This is a genomic window from Alkanindiges hydrocarboniclasticus, from assembly GCF_001982605.1.
GTDB classification, from domain to species: Bacteria; Pseudomonadota; Gammaproteobacteria; order Pseudomonadales; family Moraxellaceae; genus Alkanindiges; species Alkanindiges hydrocarboniclasticus.
In genome coordinates this window covers 100,959-119,970 of record NZ_MLCN01000022.1, presented here as the reverse complement: position 1 = coordinate 119,970, position 19,012 = coordinate 100,959, and the positions used below count along the sequence as shown (strand labels likewise).

Sequence of the window (19,012 nt, the reverse complement as noted above, 5' to 3'; positions counted from 1 at the left end):
TTATCAGTTAGTGGAATGGGCTATCGGTAATCAGGTTAATTTAAAGCCCAGTCGTTTACCACGGCTAACGCACCGGGTATAACGCTGGTTGACTCTGGAGGCATACCAGTTGGTATCGTAATCACGGCTTAGCTTGGGGCCGGAAATCACAACTTCTGGCATAATGGCGTAGGGTACATCTTTGTTAAATTCTTCCTTATACAGTGTTGCTACCTGCTGATAGGTTTTGGTTTCTTCAAATTCCTGCTGCTTTTCCTTTTTCAGGTCACGCCGGATATCTTTGGTATCCAGCGCAATGCTTTTTTCCATAAATAACTGGGCTAGTGCGGTTTCAGTAGCCGTAGGTTCTGAAATTATATCGCCATCCTTGTTGTAGGACAGCAGGTCACCATCCAGACTTAATTCCTGTTTTGAGAGCTTGTTGACCATCTGCTGAAAGGCAGCATTGCGGCTGGAATAAATGCCTGAGTTATAATCGGCAAAACGGTAAATTGGCTTTTCATACTGTGCTGGATAAGTCATCAAGCGATGAATACCATAATAAAGCCCGCCATATTGGGTATACAGGTCGTCACGGATTTTATGGATATTGCTACCACTGCGTGAGTTTTCTACTGCATAGCGAATATGCACCTGCATTGAACCCAGTGTTGTAATCGGATTAAAGGTTTCTTCAATGTCCTGCCTTGCAATAATACGGGCTGCACTGGTGACCAGATTAATCTTGTATTGCTTGGTAAAGAACTCGAACATCTGCCGGTATAGTTCATCCAGCTCGCGCTCGGTTTTAACCTTTTCAAGCTGCATCAGGAAATTATCATCAGGCGAGGGCTGCTTGGCCAGCATGTCATTAAAATAGCCAGCCATTTTTTTACCCAGCTTTTTTTCAAGCCTTTCGTTCATTTCCTTAATGGACTTTTTGCCCAGATTAGGCACATGCGGATCGGCAATAAAATTGGATTCCTGATCCACGACGGCCACAATTGAACAGGTATTGCTGAGATTACGTTCAATTTCCAGATCATCCATAATGGCATGTACATCATTGGCCCATGCCATGCGGTTGGTGGTTGCTGCTGGAATGAGTTTATAAATATGCTTGGTGTCCAGAATTTTGTGGCTCTGGCTTTCGGTTTCTTCAGTCTGGGATTGGCAGCCGGAAAGGGCAAATGCGCCAAGCAATAAGGCGCCAATAACACGGTTAGACATCATGCAATTCAAACAGGACAAGGCAAGGCATAGTATGCCATAAGTTCAATTTGTAACCAATTATATCCAAATTCTTTAGCCTGCTTTTTTGTATATGAAGTTTAAAAAGTTAAAGCGTAAAAAAAAATTGGCCAATAAAAAAGCCCGGTTTATGACACCGGACTTTTGAAGCTTCTATCTGTAAAATTACAATTTAACGCCTTCGGTTTCACCGAGCTTGGCGGTAGCGCCTGTAATGGCAGCCTTGGTCATTTTGATAATGCTAACCATACGGCCATCGCCTTCCCAATATTGGGCGCCATTACCAATCACTTTAATTAACTGGATACGTGGGTCTTCTTTGCCTTGCTCAAAGAACGCATTATAGCCTTCACTCCACAGCTCATCCAGTTTGGCTTTATCATCAACCAGTTCGGCAACGCCATTAATGGAAACATAATTGTGGCCGGCAGGATCGCTATAGCCCAGATTAACCTGTGCATTGCCGGGAATACTGCGTACCAGGTCAGAATCTTTAGAACCAATAAACCAGACTGTACCGTTAAAGTCTCCATCCTGTGTAGTCATTGGCGCAGAATGAAGATGGCCTTCATGGTTTACAAAAGTCACCATGGCAAATTTGATACCGCGTGTTAATTCTGCAATTTTAGTGATGTCAGACATTGCTATACTCCAGGTTTATAAAAACCATAAAATTATGATTTAAAAACTCATCGTTAAAAACTTAAGTAATCCTCTCTAGGCTGAGCCTTTAAGTTCAGTCTTTAAGCTTCAACATCCTGACAATTTTTTATGTAGGCCTAAAGCACTCTTGTGTGCCTGTGTTGTAAGAAGTTTTGCCACTTACATACAAAACCCGGCATTTTGTTGCTGGTTTTTTATTTGAACAGAGAAATTGATATGATATAGGCCGTTTTACTCCAGACAAATGATTATGCAAATCGGCCCGTACCGTTTAAAAAATAACCTGATTGTTGCCCCAATGGCAGGCGTCACTGATCGGCCATTTAGAACATTATGCAAATATTTTGGTGCGGGCCATGCTGTCAGCGAAATGATGACCTCAGATAAAACCCTGCGCATGAATAAAAAAAGTCTGTACCGGGCCAATTTTGATGGAGAAATGGCCCCAATTTCAGCCCAGATTGCAGGCTCTGATCCACAACAAATGGCTGAGGCAGCGCGGTATCAGGTGGCCAATGGCGCGCAGATTGTAGACATCAATATGGGCTGTCCGGCCAAGAAAGTATGTAACAAGCTGGCGGGTTCGGCCTTGCTGCAAAATGAAAGTCTAGTGGCCCAAATTCTGGATGCTGTAGTTGCAGCCGTTGATGTACCCGTCACCTTAAAAACCCGGCTTGGTTTTTGTAATGGTGAGGAAAATATCCTGCGGGTTGCCAGACACGCAGAGCAGGCGGGTATTGCAGCGCTGGCGATACATGGCCGTACCCGTGAGGACATGTACACTGGTGCTGCCCGCTATGCGCTGATTGCACAGGTAAAACAGGAAATTGCTATTCCGGTGATTGCCAATGGGGATATTGATAGTCCGCAAAAAGCCAGACTGGTGCTGGAGCAAACCGGTGCCGATGCCATTATGATTGGACGTGCCGCGCAAGGCAGGCCGTGGATATTCCGTGAAATCGCACATTATCTGGATACTGGCGAATACTTGCCTGCGCCGGATATTCTGGAGGTTAAAAATGTATTACTGGAGCATTTGCAGGAGTTATATGCTTTTTATGGCGAGTATTCAGGTTGCCGGATCGCGCGTAAGCACATTGCATGGTATACCAAGGGCTTAAAGTCCAGTAATGAATTTCGGCAAGCCATGTATCAGGTTGAATCCACCCATGAGCAGGCACAGGTCGTCACTCGCTATTTTAACCAGTTGCTGGAGCAGGGTGAACGCTTGCAATACAGTGAGACAGTAAACTTGCTGGAAGGTTATTAGTGCTATAAAAATTTAATAAAAACAGTTTCTTTTATGCGTTGATGGCGGGTGAGCTTGTCGAGCTGGCCTTTAGCAAGCTTGGGCAGCATGTCAAAACATCACGAATCCCTAGCTAGGGTCTTCACTCAAAATAGTTATAAAAAAAGCCGCCTTAATTTAAGAAGAAGGCGGCTTTTTTTGATGTCTGAATCAAACCATATGATTCAGGCAGGGCTTAGTGGTGATGACCACCAGCGCCATGAACATGACCATGATCCAGCTCTTCTTGAGAAGCTGGACGAATATCAACGATTTCAACATCAAAATTCAGGTTTTGGCCAGCCAGTGGGTGGTTGCCATCAACAAATACGCTTTCGTCATTTACATCTTTAACAGTAACGATCTGAATGCCGTCATCTGTTTGGGCCTGAAACTGCATACCAGCCTGAATATCATCAACACCCTGGAACATGTTACGTGGAACTTCCTGAACCAGCTGGGCATTATATTCGCCATAACCTTCGGCAGCAGCCACATTAACAGAAAGTTTGTCACCAACATTTTTGCCAGTTAATGCATTTTCCAGACCTGGAATAATGTTACCAGCACCATGCAGGTATACCAGTGGCTGGCCTTCGGATTTGTCAATCACAGTACCATTTTCATCAGTCAGGGTATAATGAAATGATACTACTTGATCATTTTGAATATCAGCCATGTCAATTTTTCCGTTTTAAATAAAAAGTTGCATAATAATAACCTGTTTTAGCGGGTTATTTTGTTTTTTTAATGCAATCGTTCATTTATTAACTGTTTCAGATAGCCTCACTTCAGTCACAGTATTGCGCTAAAGTGAGGGCAGCGTTCAAGTGTTAAATAAGATCATTAATGCAGTTTAAGGCGCGGGCCGGATGAGCGTGAAAGCAGGTCTTTGGTCATGAGGACGGCTGTCTTGAAAAAGCCATGAATCGCCACCTGATGCAGGCGATACAGCGACACATACATTAAGCGCGCAATGATACCTTGCACATTAATATCGCCCATCAGGTTACCTACACTGTTCTTTTGGCTTAATGACACCAGTGAACCCTTATCGGTAAATTTAAAGTGTGGCAGCGGCTGGCCATTTAGTCGTGCTTTCATAGACTTGGCCAGCAAAATCGATTGCTGGTTGGCCACTTGCGCACGGGGGGGAATCGGGCGGGTTTCACCTTCGGGTATGTAGCTTGCACAATCACCCATGGCAAAAATATCGGCATCCAGTGTGGTTTGCAGGCTAGGCCCAACCACCAGTTGGTTGATGCGGTTGGTTTCCAGCCCGGCAATATTTTTGAGGAAGTCCGGTGCCTTGATTCCGGCTGACCAGACTTTCAGGTTGGCCGGAATATGAATATCGCCATCACACTCAATACCATCCGGGCTGATTGCTACCACGCGCCGGCTGGTCATCACATTAATGCCCATTTTTTTAAGCTCGCGTTCGGCAGTATGTGAGGTTTGTGGTGGCAGGCCCGGCAAAATACGCTCGGCGGCTTCAATCAGGGTGATATTGACATTACGTGGATCAATACTGGTCAGGCCATAACGGGGCAGTTCATGCGCAGCGTGATGCAGTTCGGCGGCAAGCTCAACCCCGGTTGCCCCGGCACCAATAATGGCAATATTAAGAAATTGCGGGTTCTGGTCAGATAGGGAGCGGGCCTGTGCCTGCAAATACAGGCTCAAGAATTCACGCTGGAAGCGATCTGCCTGCGGGCGTGCATCCAGAAAAATGCAGTTTTCACGTGCGCCTGCGGTGCCAAAGTCATTTGAGGTTGAACCCACTGCAACCACCAGCGTGTCATAGCGAACCCGGCGCTCTGGTGCAATCACCACGCTTTCACCATTACTTAACGGCTCGAGAACCACCTGCTTTTGTTCACGGTCAATATCGCACATACGACCCAGATGAAACTCAAAATGATGCTTGCTGGCATGGGCAAAATAGTTCAGCTCATCCTCATAGGAGTTAATGGTTCCGGCAGCAACTTCATGCAGTAGGGGCTTCCAGATATGGGTTAGCGCGGCGTCAATCAGGATGACCTGTGCCTGCCCGCGTTTGCCGAGTGACTGGCCTAGACGGGTTGCCAGCTCAAGGCCGCCCGCACCACCGCCTACAATTACAATCCGGTGTAGGTGGGGTTGTACGCTTGGGTTTAACTGTTTCATTGATATGCTCTCAAGGCTGCTTAAAATAAAACTTGGAATGTGTTAAGACTTAAAATTCTTTGAAACTCGTGCTACATGGCATTTGTTTGGTTTAAGTTCACGTGCTTTAAATTCGGGTTGCCTACATTCAGAACTAGTTTGCTTCTGGTTTAATATGTTTTAGAAGTCTTCAAAACAGCGAGCACAACTTAATAGCGTGACAGGATGGTCTGGCTTAAGTATGCCATAAGCCTTAAAGCAGCCTGCATGATTTGTCTGACAATTTTCTCAGTCATTCAGGCCAGTCAATCCGCATGTAAAAACCAATTGTTTAGCAACTGAAACAAGACGACGGTTTTTTGAGCATTGCATGGGCATATTTTTGCCTTTTTCGATAAGGCGGAGTAAGGTAGTTACAGGCTCGCTGGCTTTTTCATTGCGGTTTGGGCGAGATGCTTTTCTACACCGTCAAGCCAGATGGTTTTAATTTCTCTTATTTAATTTCTCTTAATAATATGCAGGTTGCCATGATTGATTACACTTTATCTTTTGCGCAGTATTATCAGCATTTGATTAAAGTAAAGGTCAGGTTTAACGCACAGGCCCAGCAAAAAATCTGGCTGCCCACATGGATTCCCGGCAGCTATCTGATTCGTGAATTTGCCAAGCATATTGAATCGGTAAAGGCCCAGCATGCAACCACCGGTGCTGCCATCAACCTGCAAAAGCTGACTAAAAACCAGTGGCAATTGCAAAACATGCAGGCTGATGAGGTTGAAATTACTTATCAGGTATATGCCTATGATTTATCTGTGCGCGGAGCCTACACCGATGATGACCGCCTGTATGTAAATCCCGCTGCTGTCTGTATTGGTGTTGAAGGACAGGAAGACAGTGCTGTGCAATTGCAACTGGATATTCCTGAGGCTTTAAGCAGGTTTGAACTGGCCACCAGCATGCAGATCGTTCAGGCCAGCAACACGGCGTATACCTTAACTGCCAAAAATTACCATGAACTGATTGATCAGCCTTTTGAGCTGGCAGAGCAGGATTGCATTCAGTTTGACGCAGAAAATATTAATCACCGGATTGCCATTTCTGGGCGTCATCAAACTGACCTGCAACGTCTTGCTACTGATCTGGAAAAAATCTGTTCGGCCCAGATTCAAATGTTTGGTGAGGCGCCTTTTAAAAATTACCTGTTTATGGTGATGGCAACCGCCAATAGCTATGGCGGTCTTGAACATCAAAGTTCTACCAGCCTTATCACACCACGGGATGACTTGCCCAAGTCCAGCGACCCTGCCAAGCCATCGGCAAATTACCAGCGCTTTTTGGGATTGTGTAGCCATGAGTATTTTCATGCGTGGCTGGTCAAGTTTATTCGCCCGCACAATTATGTGAAGCCCAACTTGCATCAGGAAGACTACACCACGCTGCTGTGGGTTTTTGAGGGTATTACCTCCTATTATGATGACCTGATGCTGTATCGCAGTGGGGTAATAGACCAGAATGCCTATATTGATCTGGTAAAGGATCAGATTAGCCGTTACTTAAGCAATCCGGGCCGCCAGATTCAAAGTGTTGCGGAGTCCAGTTTTGATGCATGGATCAAGTATTACCGTCCCGATGAAAACACCAACAATGCAGGCACCAGCTATTACAACAAAGGCGCTCTGGTGGCATTGTGTCTGGATTTAACCTTAAGGCAGCATGGCAGTAATCTGGATATGCTCATGCAGGCTTTGTATCAGCGTGCCAAAAATGGCCAGCATGTAGACGAGCAAACCCTGCCACAACTCTGCCAGCAATTAACAGGTCATTCGCTAACTGAATTTTTTGAGCATTATGTGGAAGGCACCACCGAGTTGCCTTTGCAGCAACTGCTCGCTGAATTTGGCGTTAGCCTGCATATGGAACATAAAGTCTGGCCCCTTGGTTTAAAGGTACAGGAAACACCACAGGGCTTACTGGTACAGCAGGTGTTGCGTGATTCAGCAGCGGCGCATGCCGGGCTTTCCTGTCAGGACACGATTATTGCCTTAAACGGGTTAAAGGCGAATAGCGGCCTGTTGCAGCAGTTGGGTAGTCATACCACTGTTACACCACACATCACGTGTCATGCATTTCGGCGTGATGAACTAAAAGTGCTTGAAATACAGGGTCAGGGGTTTATGACTTCAGCTGCAAAACTGCTGATTGAAGATAAAAACCACCTTGCACAATGGACTGATCATCCAGTTAAATTGTAATTATTTTTGCCCTGCCGCAAAAGTGAATGGCAGGGCAAGCATAAATCACGTAAATTAGAGAAATAATTAAAACAATAGCTTGATCATAACGGGATGACAGTTAAATGCCTAAGCAAGTTCATGTCTTGAATCATTTCAAGTTCTGTAAGCCCGAAGACCTAAAACAATTAAAGTTGCAGGAACATGAGTCGTGGAACAGTTTTGACAGTTTGTATCAGGGCCGAAAAATGCCCATGCAGGACTGTAGTTTCCTTGATTATTTTGACGATATGGTCAACCAGTTTCCTACCTCACCGGCCATTAGCATGGATGGCTGTACGCTGAACTATGCCGAACTGTCCTTTAGTGTAGATGCACTGGCAACATGGTTTTTAGAAGACAGTACGATCAAGGCTGGTGACCGGGTAGCGCTATATCTGCCCAATAGTTTGTCTTACATGATTGCAGTCATGGCTGCATGGCGTGCGCAATTGGTAGTAGCCAACTTAAGTTTTTTGCCGGAAGTGGATTATACGCTGCATCAGTTGCAGGACTCCGGTGCCAAAATTCTGGTGACAATTCCCGGTTTCTTGCCGCAAGTTGAAAAAATGCTGCTGGAAACCAGCATTCGCCATATCATCACCACGCATAGCGATGATTATGTAGATATTCTGGGACGGATTAAAACATGGCTTTCGCCGCGCAAGTGGATTTCACAATGGCGTGAAGACACTACTATTATTCGCTATGTACGCTTGCGGCAGATTTTCAAGAAAACCGTTAAAAAACACCATGAATGGCCACGCCTGAATCTGGATGATCTGGCCATTATTCAATACACCAGCGGTACAACGGATATTCCCATGGGTGCCGCGTTATCGCACCGCAATCTGTCGTGTAATTACCAGCAGGTCAAGCAGATTTTAAACGGCATCGTCACCCCGGAAAAATGCGGCTTGTGCCCTGTTGCACTACAGCATATTGTGGGGATCAGCTTTTGCCTGATGATGCTGGCAGATGGTGCCCATGTGGTGCTCACCCGGCCTTCAGAACTCCTGCACAAGGCCAAGTACCTGCAAAATCACCAGTTTGACCTGATGGCAGGTATTCCTTATTTGTATGAACAAATTCTAAAGCAGGATGCCACCCGTCATCTGGTTAAAAAGATGGAACTGTTTATGTGTGGGGGCAGCTTTGCCAGCCGCACGCTGCAACAGCAATGGTGTGACCTGACGGGCCGCTATTTATGTGAAGCCTATGGTCTAAGTGAAACCGCCCCCTTGATTAGTATTAATCCCCCACAGCGCATCCGGCCCGGAACAGTGGGGGTTATTTTGCCCAATACTGAAGTATGCGTGGTTAGCAACAACCAAAAGCCGCTGGGATTTAACCAGCCAGGAGAGCTATGGGTCAGGGGCCCACAGGTGATGCGTGGCTACTGGCACCAGCCCGCCGTAACCCAGCAGGCCATGACCTACGATGAATGGTTTAAAACCGGCGATCTGGTCTCAATTTCTGAAGATGGCTTTATTACCATGCTGGAGCGCCAGACCGACACGTTCTGGTGGCAGGATCAGCTAATGTTTCCACAGGAAATTGAACAGCAGATTTACCAGCATGAAGATGTCGTAGAGTGTGTCATTGTACAGGAACTCAATGACCCAGCCGCACCAGTACGCTTGATGGTAGTAGCCAAAAAAGGCCTAACGCCTGAGCGGCTTAAGGATTTTATTGCAAGCCGCCTGCATTATGGTTTTTTACCATGCAGTATTGAGTTTGTTGATCACTTGCCACGTGGCCCCATGGGGAAAGTATTCCGTCGGTTGCTGCGCCTGCGTGATGTTGCCGGGCGGGCTAATCCGTTTACAGGCTCAACAGCAGATTCTGTAAAAGAGTCAGGACGCACCGACCAGCCTAATTGAGCCAACACACTGGCATCCTGTAGGGTGTTAAAAGTTTTAATCTCACCCGGTTGCAAATCTTCTAATAAAAATGGCCCAATCTGGGTGCGAATCAGGCGCAGGGTTGGCAGGCCCACTGCTGCGGTCATTCGTCTGATCTGCCGGTTTTTACCCTCACAAATTTTGATTTCCAGCCATGTGGTAGGAATACTGGCCCGAAAACGGATGGGCGGATAACGTGGCCACAAAAAATCCGGTTCATTAATGACTTTTGCTTTAGCAGGCAGGGTTAGCCCATCTTTAAGCATTACACCCTGTTGCAGTTGCTGTAAGGCTGTGTCAGTTGGTGTGCCTTCAACCTGCACCAGATAGGTTTTATATTGTCGCGCCCGTGGATGCACCAGTTGCTGGTTAATGTGGCCATTATCAGTCAGTAACAATAATCCTTCGGAGTCATAATCCAGCCGCCCAGCCACGCGCAGGTTTTTATCATGGATAAACCGGGCAAGGGTAATGCGCTCATCATCACTACGAAACTGGGTAAGCACATTGAAGGGTTTGTTAAACAGGACAATCTGGGCCATTTTGATCCGGTTAGTGAAGTTCTGGTGCAAAAACAATGTGTTTACTCATGTTTTATCACGCAGGAAAATATAGTCATTTGTTTTTTAAATCACAAAAACATGTAGAAATGTTTAACATATAGTACATGTAGATGCGCAACAAAACATGTTAGTTTTTACATTTGAAAGAGTTTAATCACTAGAAAAAGGGAGCACCTGTACAATGGGTTATCAGAAGATCGTGGTTCCTGCAGATGGCGACAAAATCACCGTAAATGCAGACCTGTCACTGAACGTCCCCAATCATCCGATCATTCCGTTTATTGAAGGCGATGGTATTGGTGTTGATATTACACCTGTGATGATTAAGGTTGTAGATGCCGCAGTTCAGAAGGCATACAGCGGAAAACGATCTATCGTATGGATGGAAGTTTATTGCGGCGAGAAAGCCGACCGTATTTATGGCAGCTACATGCCGGAAGAAACCTTTGAAGCCTTGCGCGAATTTGTAGTTTCCATCAAAGGCCCGCTGACTACACCGGTTGGTGGTGGCATCCGTTCCCTAAATGTGGCACTGCGCCAAGAACTGGATTTATACGTCTGCGTGCGTCCAGTACGCTGGTTCAAGGGTGTGCCCAGTCCGGTTCATCATCCTGAGCTGACTGACATGGTTATTTTCCGTGAAAACTCGGAAGATATTTATGCCGGTATTGAGTGGAAAGCAGGTTCACCAGAAGCCATTAAGGTCATCAAGTTCCTGAAAGAGGAAATGGGTGTAACCAAAATCCGCTTTGATGAAAATTGCGGTATTGGTGTGAAGCCGGTGTCCAAAGAAGGTACCCAGCGTCTGGTGCGTAAAGCCATCCAGTTTGCCATTGATAATGACAAGCCATCTGTGACTCTGGTTCACAAGGGCAACATCATGAAATATACCGAAGGCGCGTTCAAGGAGTGGGGCTACGAGCTGGCCATGGAGCGCTTTGGTGGTGAACTGCTTGACGGCGGCCCATGGGTTAAAATCAAGAACCCGAAAACCGGCAAGGACATTATCATCAAGGATGTCATTGCGGATGCGTTCCTGCAACAGATCCTGATGCGTCCAGCAGATTATTCGGTAATTGCAACCCTGAACCTGAACGGTGACTATATTTCTGATGCGCTGGCCGCTGAAGTTGGCGGTATTGGTATTGCACCGGGTGCTAACATTGGCGGTGCGATTGCTGTGTATGAAGCAACGCATGGTACAGCACCCAAGTATGCCGGTCAGGACAAGGTAAACCCGGGTTCCATTATCCTGTCAGCGGAAATGATGCTGCGTGATATGGGCTGGACCGAAGCGGCTGACCTGATTATTAAGGGTATTGCTGGTGCCATTGAAGCCAAGACCGTCACTTATGACTTTGAGCGCTTAATGCCCGATGCAACCTTGCTGCGTTGTTCCGAGTTCGGTGATGCGATAATTAATAACATGGAAGACTAGATTCCAGTTTATTAATAGAAAAACCCTCAGTTAACTGGGGGTTTTTTTATGGCTTTGGGTTAAACCTACACGACAAAGCTGCTAGACATAAAAGACTATTGACCTTTTTGGTAACTGGAAAAGTTTGTAATAAATTCATCCAGATTATCTTCCAGCATGGATTGATACTGCTGCACAAAATACTGTACCAGTTCCTGCCGGTTGGCTTGCATCAGTTCGCTATTCTCAAAGCCAGAAGCACTCACCCAGCTATTAAAGCGGGCCGCCGCAAATAAAAACGAGGCACTGACTTTGCCTTTATCATCCTGACTGCATTGCTGGTTGGCCGCGTGAATGAATGCATCCACACGGTCATAAAATTCATTGGGCTTGGTGTCGTGTTGAGCTTCCGGGTTTTTCATATCAGTCATTGCAGGCATAATTTACTAAACATAGATGTCTTATTTTGAGCCAATGTTTGCCTAAATTCCATCACCTTCCTTAACAATTGCATCTTTACATTTTGCAGGCGCGCTTCAATACTTGAGCCATTAAGCGTGATGGATATTCAGGGTGCAGCACAACAGTTCTAATCAACACACGGGTCATCAGGCCAGTAGTTATCAGGTACGCTATATTGAATCGGTTAATGAGGCTGCGTCGCTATTTGAAGCCCTGACACCAGCCCAGCCATTTTTGCAGCTTGGCTTTTGGCAGGCCCTTGAACAGCAGCATGCCATTGGTTTGCACACTGGCTGGCAGATTTCGCATATCCTGCTGGAAGATGCAGGACGTCCCGTGGCTTTTTTGCCATTATTTATTAAAACCCATCATCGGGGTGAATATGTATTTGACCATGCCTGGGCTGATGCCTATGCACGACATGGCTTAAACTATTATCCCCGGCTGGTCAGCAGTGTGCCTTTTACACCCGTGACTGGTCAGCGCTTACTACTGGCACAAGGTTATCAATTTGCAGAAATATGGCCGTTCATTTTTCAGGCCATACAGGCACTCGCAACGCAACAGCAAGCGTCATCATGGCATGGTTTGTTTATAGATCAGCCCCTGCTGGATTTTTTGCAAACACAATCTGACGTGGCCATTCGCTACCATTGCCAGTTTTTATGGCGTAATCAGGCTTATACGCAGTTTGATGATTTTCTGGCAGCATTGACTGCAAAAAAACGCAAGAGCATTAAGGTGGAGCGGCAGAAAATTGTTCAGCAGGGCATTCAGGTGCAATGGATAGAAGGGGCAGAACTCACTATTGAGGATATTGCATTTTTTTACCAGTGCTATGCCAATACCTATTATGTGCGTGGCCAGCGTCCTTACCTGACCTATGAGTTTTTCTGCCAACTGCTACAGAAAATGCCCCAGCAGATACTGCTGATCAAAGCCAGCCGTGATGAGCAAGGGATTGCTGCGGCGCTGTTTTTCAAGGATGACCAGACCCTGTACGGACGCTACTGGGGCGCTGTGGAAGCTGTGGATTGCCTGCATTTTGAGGTCTGTTATTATCAGGGCATTGAATATGCCATTCATCAGCAATTAAAGTTTTTTGATCCGGGTACGCAGGGCGAGCATAAGCTGATTCGTGGTTTTGCACCGGTATATACCCATTCAGTACACTGGCTGACGCGACCTGAATTTATGCAGGCCGTACAGGAATTTTGTGTGCAGGAAAAAGACTATATTGATGATTATTATCGGGCAGCACTGGCCAGTACACCGTTTAAACAGACATCCTGATTCATAGTTTATAAAATGGCTGGTTAAAAGCCAGCTTTAACTTATCGCCAGCTTAAGCAAATGACATTTGGCCCGGTTAAACCGATCTGCAACAGATGATCTGTAATTACTGTCTGATAAAAGACAGCCGGCCACAATAGTGAGGGAGTATATCAATGAATCAAGCCGTCTCAACCCGGGAATCGACAAATCAGCCACTTGCCATGCCGATCCGCAACTATGGCGAGTTTTACCGGTTTTACCTGACTGAACACAGTAATGTGATGAGCCGCAGACTACACGCGCTAGGCAGTATTGCCGGTTTATACGGGATTTATAAGACCATTCGAACAGGTCGTAAAAGCTATTTGCTAAAAGGCATTGTGACCGGTTATGCCTGCGCATGGGTTGGGCATTTTTTCTTTGAAAAAAACAAGCCTGCATCCTTTAAGCAACCGTTATACAGCTTTGTGTCCGACTGGCGCATGCTCAGCGATATCTGCCGTGGCCGGGTGAGTCTGCGTCACCGGAAATACGATAAGGCTGATTAAGCGGTAAAATAAATCAGGCTTTATGACTACAATTTTTCCTGATCAGTTTAAATAACGGGCTATTACTTCGGGTGATAGCCCGTTATCTATGGACTGGCGTAAAATTGCGTTATCGGTCTATTTTTTATGGCATTATAGTTCAAGTTGCCTGAACAATAAGACAGGGAGATAAGTAGCAATGTGGGGATTAATTATTTTTCTGGCCATTATTTTAGGTGGCCTGCTTTATATTATCGGATTATTTAATGGACTGGTTGCCAGACGCAATGCGGCCCGTAATGGTTTTTCGCAGATTGATGTGCAGTTGCAGCGCCGCCATGACCTGATTCCCAATCTGGTTGAGGCAACCCGTGCTTACATGAGCCATGAAAAAGACACGCTGGAGCGGGTGATTGCTGCACGCGATGCTGCGGTACAGGCGCAGCGTAATCTGGCTGCCAGTGGCACGTATCAATCACCTGAGCTGGTGGAAAAACTCGGGCTGGCCGAGCAGCGCTTAAGCAATAGCCTTGCCCAGTTTACCGCTGTCATGGAGCAGTATCCTGAGCTAAAGGCAGATAGTGTGGTCAAGGAATTGATGGAAGAACTGGGCAGTACTGAAAACCGGGTGGGCTTTGCCCGGCAGGCCTATAATGATCAGGTGATGTTTTACAATAATGCCTGTGAGATGTTCCCCAGTAATTTTATTGCCGGTGCTTTTAGCTTTAAGCCCATGAAACTGCTGGTGCTGGATGATCCAAAAACCGTGCGTTCATCCTTGCGCATTAGCCTTTAAAGCCGTATGAATTCTTTAGGCTTAACTATTTAAAACACATTGACAGGAATCATGAATGTGGACTTCTGGGGCAGGCAGGAACAGGCAAAGCGCTATACCCTAATACTGGTCACTTTGTTTGTGCTGGCAGTGGGCTTTACCATTTTTGTCATGAACCTGCTGGTTGGCATGGTGCTGTATCCCTTTGAGCAATCCGGTTCCTTTATTCATCATTCATTAACCCCTATGATTATTGTCAGTATGCTGGTGATAATTCTGGGCGGATCGTTCTGGGAAGCTTACCGCTTACGCGAGGGCGGGCGGGCACTGGCCAATCGTCTGGGGGCGCGGCGTATCCAGTTTGAAACGACGGTTCCTGAAGAACGCATGCTGAAAAATGTGGTTGAGGAAATGTCAGTGGCATCCAGTGTGCCCATGCCGGCGCTGTATGTGCTGGATGATGAGCTGGGCGTCAATGCCTTTGTGGCAGGTTACCGCGCTATGGACATGGCCTTGGTAGTAACATGGGGCATGTTGCAGACGCTGGATCGTCATGAGTTACAGGGCGTGATTGCCCATGAATATAGTCATATCCGTCATGGGGATACCCAGCTTAATTTGCGTCTGGTGGCGTGGGTTGCGGGCTTGCTTGCAGTGAGCCAGTTGGGTAGCTGGATTGCCCAAACTGGTTTTTCCCTGCAACGTCATGTGCAGCGTAACCGGCATGCCGACGCCCTGTTTATTGCCATTGGCGGGCTGGTCTGGCTGGTGGGAAGCCTTGGCGTGTTGATGGCCCGTTTGCTCAAGTTTGCCATTTTAAGGCAGCGCGAGTTTCTGGCGGATGCATCCAGCATGCAGTTTACCCGCACCAATGGCGTACTACAGGCCTTACTCAGAATCCGCACCCATCATATCGGCACCCAGTTACATGGCGTGTATACCGAATCCATCAGCCATTTTTGTTTTGGGCAGGCACTCCATAGCAATAGCCTGTTTGCAACGCACCCTGACCTTGATCACCGAATTGGCGAAATCAGTCCGGCTGCATTGCGGCGTGCCAAGGTGCAGGAGCGGATTCTGGTGCGCAAGCAGTTTGACCAGTCTCAGGCAGAGATAGTGGTGCACGATGAAATTGTTTCCCCTGAGCAGCAAGTTGCCCCGATTGAATGGCAGCCGCCCGTGCCATTACCTACCGTTCGGCTGCATCCCGTAACAGTAAAAATCAAGGATGCGGTCAAGCCATTAAGCCCACAAATGCGCCAGAACGCAGCACGTCCTGATGTGATCAAGCGCGCGCTTAGTACGTCGGCAGGTTGCCGCGAACTGCTGGCGGCCATTTTAGCCCTGCGCCAGCAGATTGCCTGTGAACCCGAAAAGCAGCAGGTCAGCCGAGCCATTGTAGAGGCACTGGCAAAACTTGACCCGCGTCTATACATCAGTATTTTTTTGCAGGCGATTGATGCCTTGGGAGAACTGCCTGCCAGTGCAGCGCGCCAGTTACTGACCCGTCTGGCTGATATTATCCAATTGGATGGACATATTGGTTTGCTGGATGTGCTATTGCTGGAGCGCGTCAAGGCCAAGCTTAAGCAGTTACCGCCTGTGGTGCCTGTTGCCATAGAGAACTGTGGCCCGGCCATAACTTTTTTGGTGGAATCCCTGTTGCATGTGCAAAAACTAAAACCTGAACAAATCGCACAGGCACGCCTGCGGGTATTACGGACAATTTTATCAGCACGACAGTTTGATGTGGCACAAAAGAAACGTGTAACCGATGATCCCGTTAATCTGGGTCAGGTTTTACATCAACTGGCAGGGTTGCTCAAGCGTGAGCGCATGAATATTCTGGCAGCTGCGGAAACCTGTTTGTGGTCAGATACGATTATTAGTCAGGAGGAGCAGGACGTGCTGGATCTGCTTTACTGGCGTATGGGTTTTGAGGCTAAAACGCTGGCTGATTACACGGCCAGAAAAATTGCGCTTGAGATCAGCTCCTGATCAACACCACCAGCATAGCAAGATAGGACTTGAATTTTTAAGCTTAACCCTTCAAATCAAGATACAATAAGCCTCTTTTTCAGTTGCGATGTTGCTGTTTTAGCCACATCCCATGCGTTTTTGATCAGTAAGGACAGGTAGCCATGACTAGCAACCGTTTAATCATATTTGACACCACTTTGCGTGATGGGGAACAAAGTCCCGGTGCTGCCATGACCAAGGAAGAAAAACTCCGGGTGGCGCGGCAACTGGAGCGTCTGGGTGTTGATGTGATTGAAGCTGGTTTTGCAGCGGCGAGTCCCGGTGATTTTGAGGCCATTTCAAGTATTGCCAGCATTATCAAGGATTCCACTATTTGTTCACTGGCGCGTGCTAACGAGAAAGATATTCGTCGTGCTGGTGAAGCCATTAAGGCAGCCAATCGTGGTCGGGTGCATACCTTTATTGCCACCAGTCCCATTCACATGCAATACAAACTGCGCATGAATGAAGAGCAGGTAATTGAGGCGGCTGTTAAAGCCATCAAGATTGCGCGTGAATACACCGATGATGTGGAATTTTCTGCCGAAGATGCGATTCGCTCGGAAGTACCGTTTCTGGTGCGAATTTTTGACGAGGTGATCAAGGCAGGTGCTAAAACCATTAATGTGCCGGATACCGTCGGGTATTCTACGCCCGAGCTGATTTATGAGCGCTTTAAAACCTTGCTGGAGCAAGTGCCCAATTCAGATCAGGTAATCTGGTCAGCGCATTGCCATAATGATCTGGGTATGGCAGTGGCCAATTCACTGGCAGCGGTGCGTGGTGGTGCGCGTCAGGTGGAATGTACCATTAATGGTCTGGGTGAGCGGGCAGGTAATGCCGCCTTGGAAGAAATTGTAATGGCCACGCGCGTGCGTCGTGATATTTATGACGTTACGACCAATATCCGCACTGAAGAAATTGTGCCCAGTTCACGGCTGGTGTCGACCATTACCGGTTATGTGGTACAGCCCAACAAGGCGATTGTGGGTGCCAATGCATTTGCCCACGAATCCGGCATTCATCAGGATGGTATTTTAAAACACCGTGAAACCTATGAAATCATGCGCGCCGAAGATGTGGGCTGGAAAACCAATAAGCTGACGCTGGGCAAGCTATCTGGTCGTGCGGCATTTCGTGCCCGTCTGGATGAACTGGGTATTGGCATTGAATCCGATGAGCAGCTCAATGAACTGTTTGTCCGGTTTAAGGATCTGGCTGACCGCAAGAGCGAAATTTTTGATGAAGACTTGCATGCACTGGTTGCCGGCCATCAGGGTTCTGATGTGATCAAGCGCTTTGAACTGGTAGAGCTGGAAGTGACCAGTAAAACCGGCCAAACACCGCGTGCGCATCTGGTACTTAAAATTGATGGCAAGGACATGCCAGTTAGCCAGAGTGGTTCCGGCCCGGTTGATGCAACGTTCAAGGCCATTGAAGTGCTGGCAAAATCCGGTTCCAACCTTGAGCTGTATCAGGTCAATGCCATTACCAGCGGTACGGACAGTCAGGGTGAAGTGGCTGTGCGCCTCAACCAGAATGGACGCATTGTGACGGGTCAGGGGGCTGACACGGACATTGTGATTGCCAGCGCCAAGGCCTATCTGGATGCGCTGAACTGGCTAACCACAGAAGGCAAGGCCAACCCGCAAACCGAAGAAGTAATGTAAATGCACGACGCCCGGCAGCGAGCTCTACTAACTGCGCTTGGCATCCGTCAATGGGTGCCCCGGGCTGTTGTAACCAAATCTGCATCTGCGCCAAGCGTACAATTGTGGCGCCAAGCAACGGATGAATTAGAAACAAATAATAGCACTGAGAAAGTCGCGCATCACCCTGTCACTGTAGCTATGGCTGACTCTTTTATCAATGAGCCTGCCCGCAAAATTGTTCAGCCTGAAGCCCTTGTTCACGCCAGCACAGTACCGGAACTGGGTCAGGCAGCAGCAAATCTGGATCATCCATCCCCAGCAATTCAACCGGTAGTATTGCAGCCTGAACTGGTTAAGCACAGGGTTGATCAGGTGAGTCTGCTATCTGAAAGTGATGCAATACAGGCTGTTGATCATTTTGAAGTGGAACCTGCTGCCACTGCAAACCTGCATAGTTTTCGCTTGCAGGCTTGTGAAATTAACCAGTGGATTGTGCTGGTGAATGAAGCAGACCTGCAAAACCCGCAGTTACATACATTGTGGAAAAATATCCTGCTGGCATTCCGGCAACCGGAGCTTAGCCATTTTTCATGGCCTTTGTCTGAAGGACAGCGCTGGCAGCGAATGACAGGCTCCAGGGCCGCCTTGAATGGTTTCCTGTTTCGGCTGGGCCTGGATAAGCGGGTTGGCCTAATGAGTGAACTGGCTGATGAGGTTTGTCCTGACCGGATTGAGCGCCTGCCACATTTATCTGAGCTGATTGAGCAGCCGCTCAAAAAACGGCTACTGTGGCAACTACTGAAAAATCAGTAAAAAGTC

Annotated in this window: 15 protein-coding genes and 1 pseudogene; 10 read left to right on the top strand and 6 right to left on the bottom strand. The window is 47.3% G+C overall.

Going from position 1 to position 19,012, the window contains the following annotated elements:
* Positions 1 to 30: 30 nt before the first annotated feature.
* A complete protein-coding gene (locus tag BKE30_RS08700; protein ID WP_076878197.1) occupies positions 31 to 1,212 on the bottom strand; it encodes a DUF1615 family protein in 1,182 nt (393 codons plus the stop codon).
* Between the two features lie 183 nt (positions 1,213 to 1,395).
* A complete protein-coding gene (locus tag BKE30_RS08695) occupies positions 1,396 to 1,872 on the bottom strand; it encodes a pyridoxamine 5'-phosphate oxidase family protein (RefSeq protein ID WP_076878196.1) in 477 nt (158 codons plus the stop codon).
* 271 nt (positions 1,873 to 2,143) lie between these two features.
* Between BKE30_RS08695 and dusB the strand changes: the two genes are divergently transcribed.
* A complete protein-coding gene (dusB, locus tag BKE30_RS08690; protein WP_076878251.1) occupies positions 2,144 to 3,163 on the top strand; it encodes a tRNA dihydrouridine synthase DusB in 1,020 nt (339 codons plus the stop codon).
* A 214-nt stretch (positions 3,164 to 3,377) separates the two neighbouring features.
* Here the strand turns inward: dusB and slyD are convergent, their stop codons facing one another.
* Positions 3,378 to 3,860, bottom strand: coding sequence for a peptidylprolyl isomerase (slyD, locus tag BKE30_RS08685; RefSeq protein WP_076878195.1), 483 nt, complete (start codon positions 3,858 to 3,860; stop codon positions 3,378 to 3,380).
* 167 nt (positions 3,861 to 4,027) lie between these two features.
* Positions 4,028 to 5,350 (bottom strand): NAD(P)/FAD-dependent oxidoreductase, encoded by a 1,323-nt coding sequence (locus BKE30_RS08680; protein WP_076878194.1) that lies wholly within the window; start codon positions 5,348 to 5,350, stop codon positions 4,028 to 4,030.
* A 506-nt stretch (positions 5,351 to 5,856) separates the two neighbouring features.
* On the opposite strand from BKE30_RS08680, the gene BKE30_RS08675 reads away from it, so the two are divergent.
* Both BKE30_RS08675 and BKE30_RS16375 read left to right on the top strand, forming a co-directional pair.
* Positions 5,857 to 7,581, top strand: coding sequence for a M61 family metallopeptidase (locus BKE30_RS08675; RefSeq protein WP_076878250.1), 1,725 nt, complete (start codon positions 5,857 to 5,859; stop codon positions 7,579 to 7,581).
* 104 nt (positions 7,582 to 7,685) lie between these two features.
* Positions 7,686 to 8,990 (top strand): annotated as a pseudogene (locus BKE30_RS16375) (AMP-binding protein); the annotation flags it as partial.
* A 353-nt stretch (positions 8,991 to 9,343) separates the two neighbouring features.
* On the opposite strand, the gene BKE30_RS08665 reads toward BKE30_RS16375, so the two are convergent.
* Positions 9,344 to 10,045, bottom strand: a complete 702-nt coding sequence (locus tag BKE30_RS08665; RefSeq protein WP_076878192.1) for a pseudouridine synthase — start codon at positions 10,043 to 10,045, stop codon at positions 9,344 to 9,346.
* 202 nt (positions 10,046 to 10,247) lie between these two features.
* Here BKE30_RS08665 and icd point away from each other — a divergent pair, with 202 nt between their 5' ends.
* Positions 10,248 to 11,504, top strand: coding sequence for an NADP-dependent isocitrate dehydrogenase (icd, locus tag BKE30_RS08660; protein ID WP_076878191.1), 1,257 nt, complete (start codon positions 10,248 to 10,250; stop codon positions 11,502 to 11,504).
* Between the two features lie 95 nt (positions 11,505 to 11,599).
* On the opposite strand, the gene BKE30_RS08655 is transcribed toward icd, so the two are convergent.
* The gene (locus BKE30_RS08655; protein ID WP_076878249.1) at positions 11,600 to 11,905 is read right to left on the bottom strand and encodes a DUF3144 domain-containing protein; all 306 of its coding nucleotides are present in this window, start codon (positions 11,903 to 11,905) and stop codon (positions 11,600 to 11,602) included.
* A 151-nt stretch (positions 11,906 to 12,056) separates the two neighbouring features.
* Here BKE30_RS08655 and BKE30_RS08650 point away from each other — a divergent pair, with 151 nt between their 5' ends.
* The 6 genes from BKE30_RS08650 to BKE30_RS08625 all read left to right on the top strand — a co-directional run bounded on the left by BKE30_RS08650 (position 12,057) and on the right by BKE30_RS08625 (position 19,006).
* Entirely contained in the window at positions 12,057 to 13,238 is a 1,182-nt protein-coding gene (locus tag BKE30_RS08650) for a GNAT family N-acetyltransferase (RefSeq protein WP_158073178.1), read from the top strand.
* 155 nt (positions 13,239 to 13,393) lie between these two features.
* Positions 13,394 to 13,768 (top strand): DUF962 domain-containing protein, encoded by a 375-nt coding sequence (locus BKE30_RS08645; protein ID WP_076878190.1) that lies wholly within the window; start codon positions 13,394 to 13,396, stop codon positions 13,766 to 13,768.
* 178 nt (positions 13,769 to 13,946) lie between these two features.
* On the top strand, positions 13,947 to 14,543 hold the full coding sequence (locus BKE30_RS08640) for a LemA family protein (protein ID WP_076878189.1): 597 nt from the start codon (positions 13,947 to 13,949) through the stop codon (positions 14,541 to 14,543).
* A 51-nt stretch (positions 14,544 to 14,594) separates the two neighbouring features.
* Positions 14,595 to 16,520, top strand: coding sequence for a M48 family metalloprotease (locus tag BKE30_RS08635; RefSeq protein ID WP_076878188.1), 1,926 nt, complete (start codon positions 14,595 to 14,597; stop codon positions 16,518 to 16,520).
* A gap of 143 nt (positions 16,521 to 16,663) precedes the next feature.
* Entirely contained in the window at positions 16,664 to 18,211 is a 1,548-nt protein-coding gene (locus BKE30_RS08630) for a 2-isopropylmalate synthase (RefSeq protein ID WP_076878187.1), read from the top strand.
* Positions 18,212 to 19,006, top strand: a complete 795-nt coding sequence (locus tag BKE30_RS08625; RefSeq protein WP_076878186.1) for a hypothetical protein — start codon at positions 18,212 to 18,214, stop codon at positions 19,004 to 19,006.
* The last annotated feature ends 6 nt before the right edge of the window (positions 19,007 to 19,012 follow it).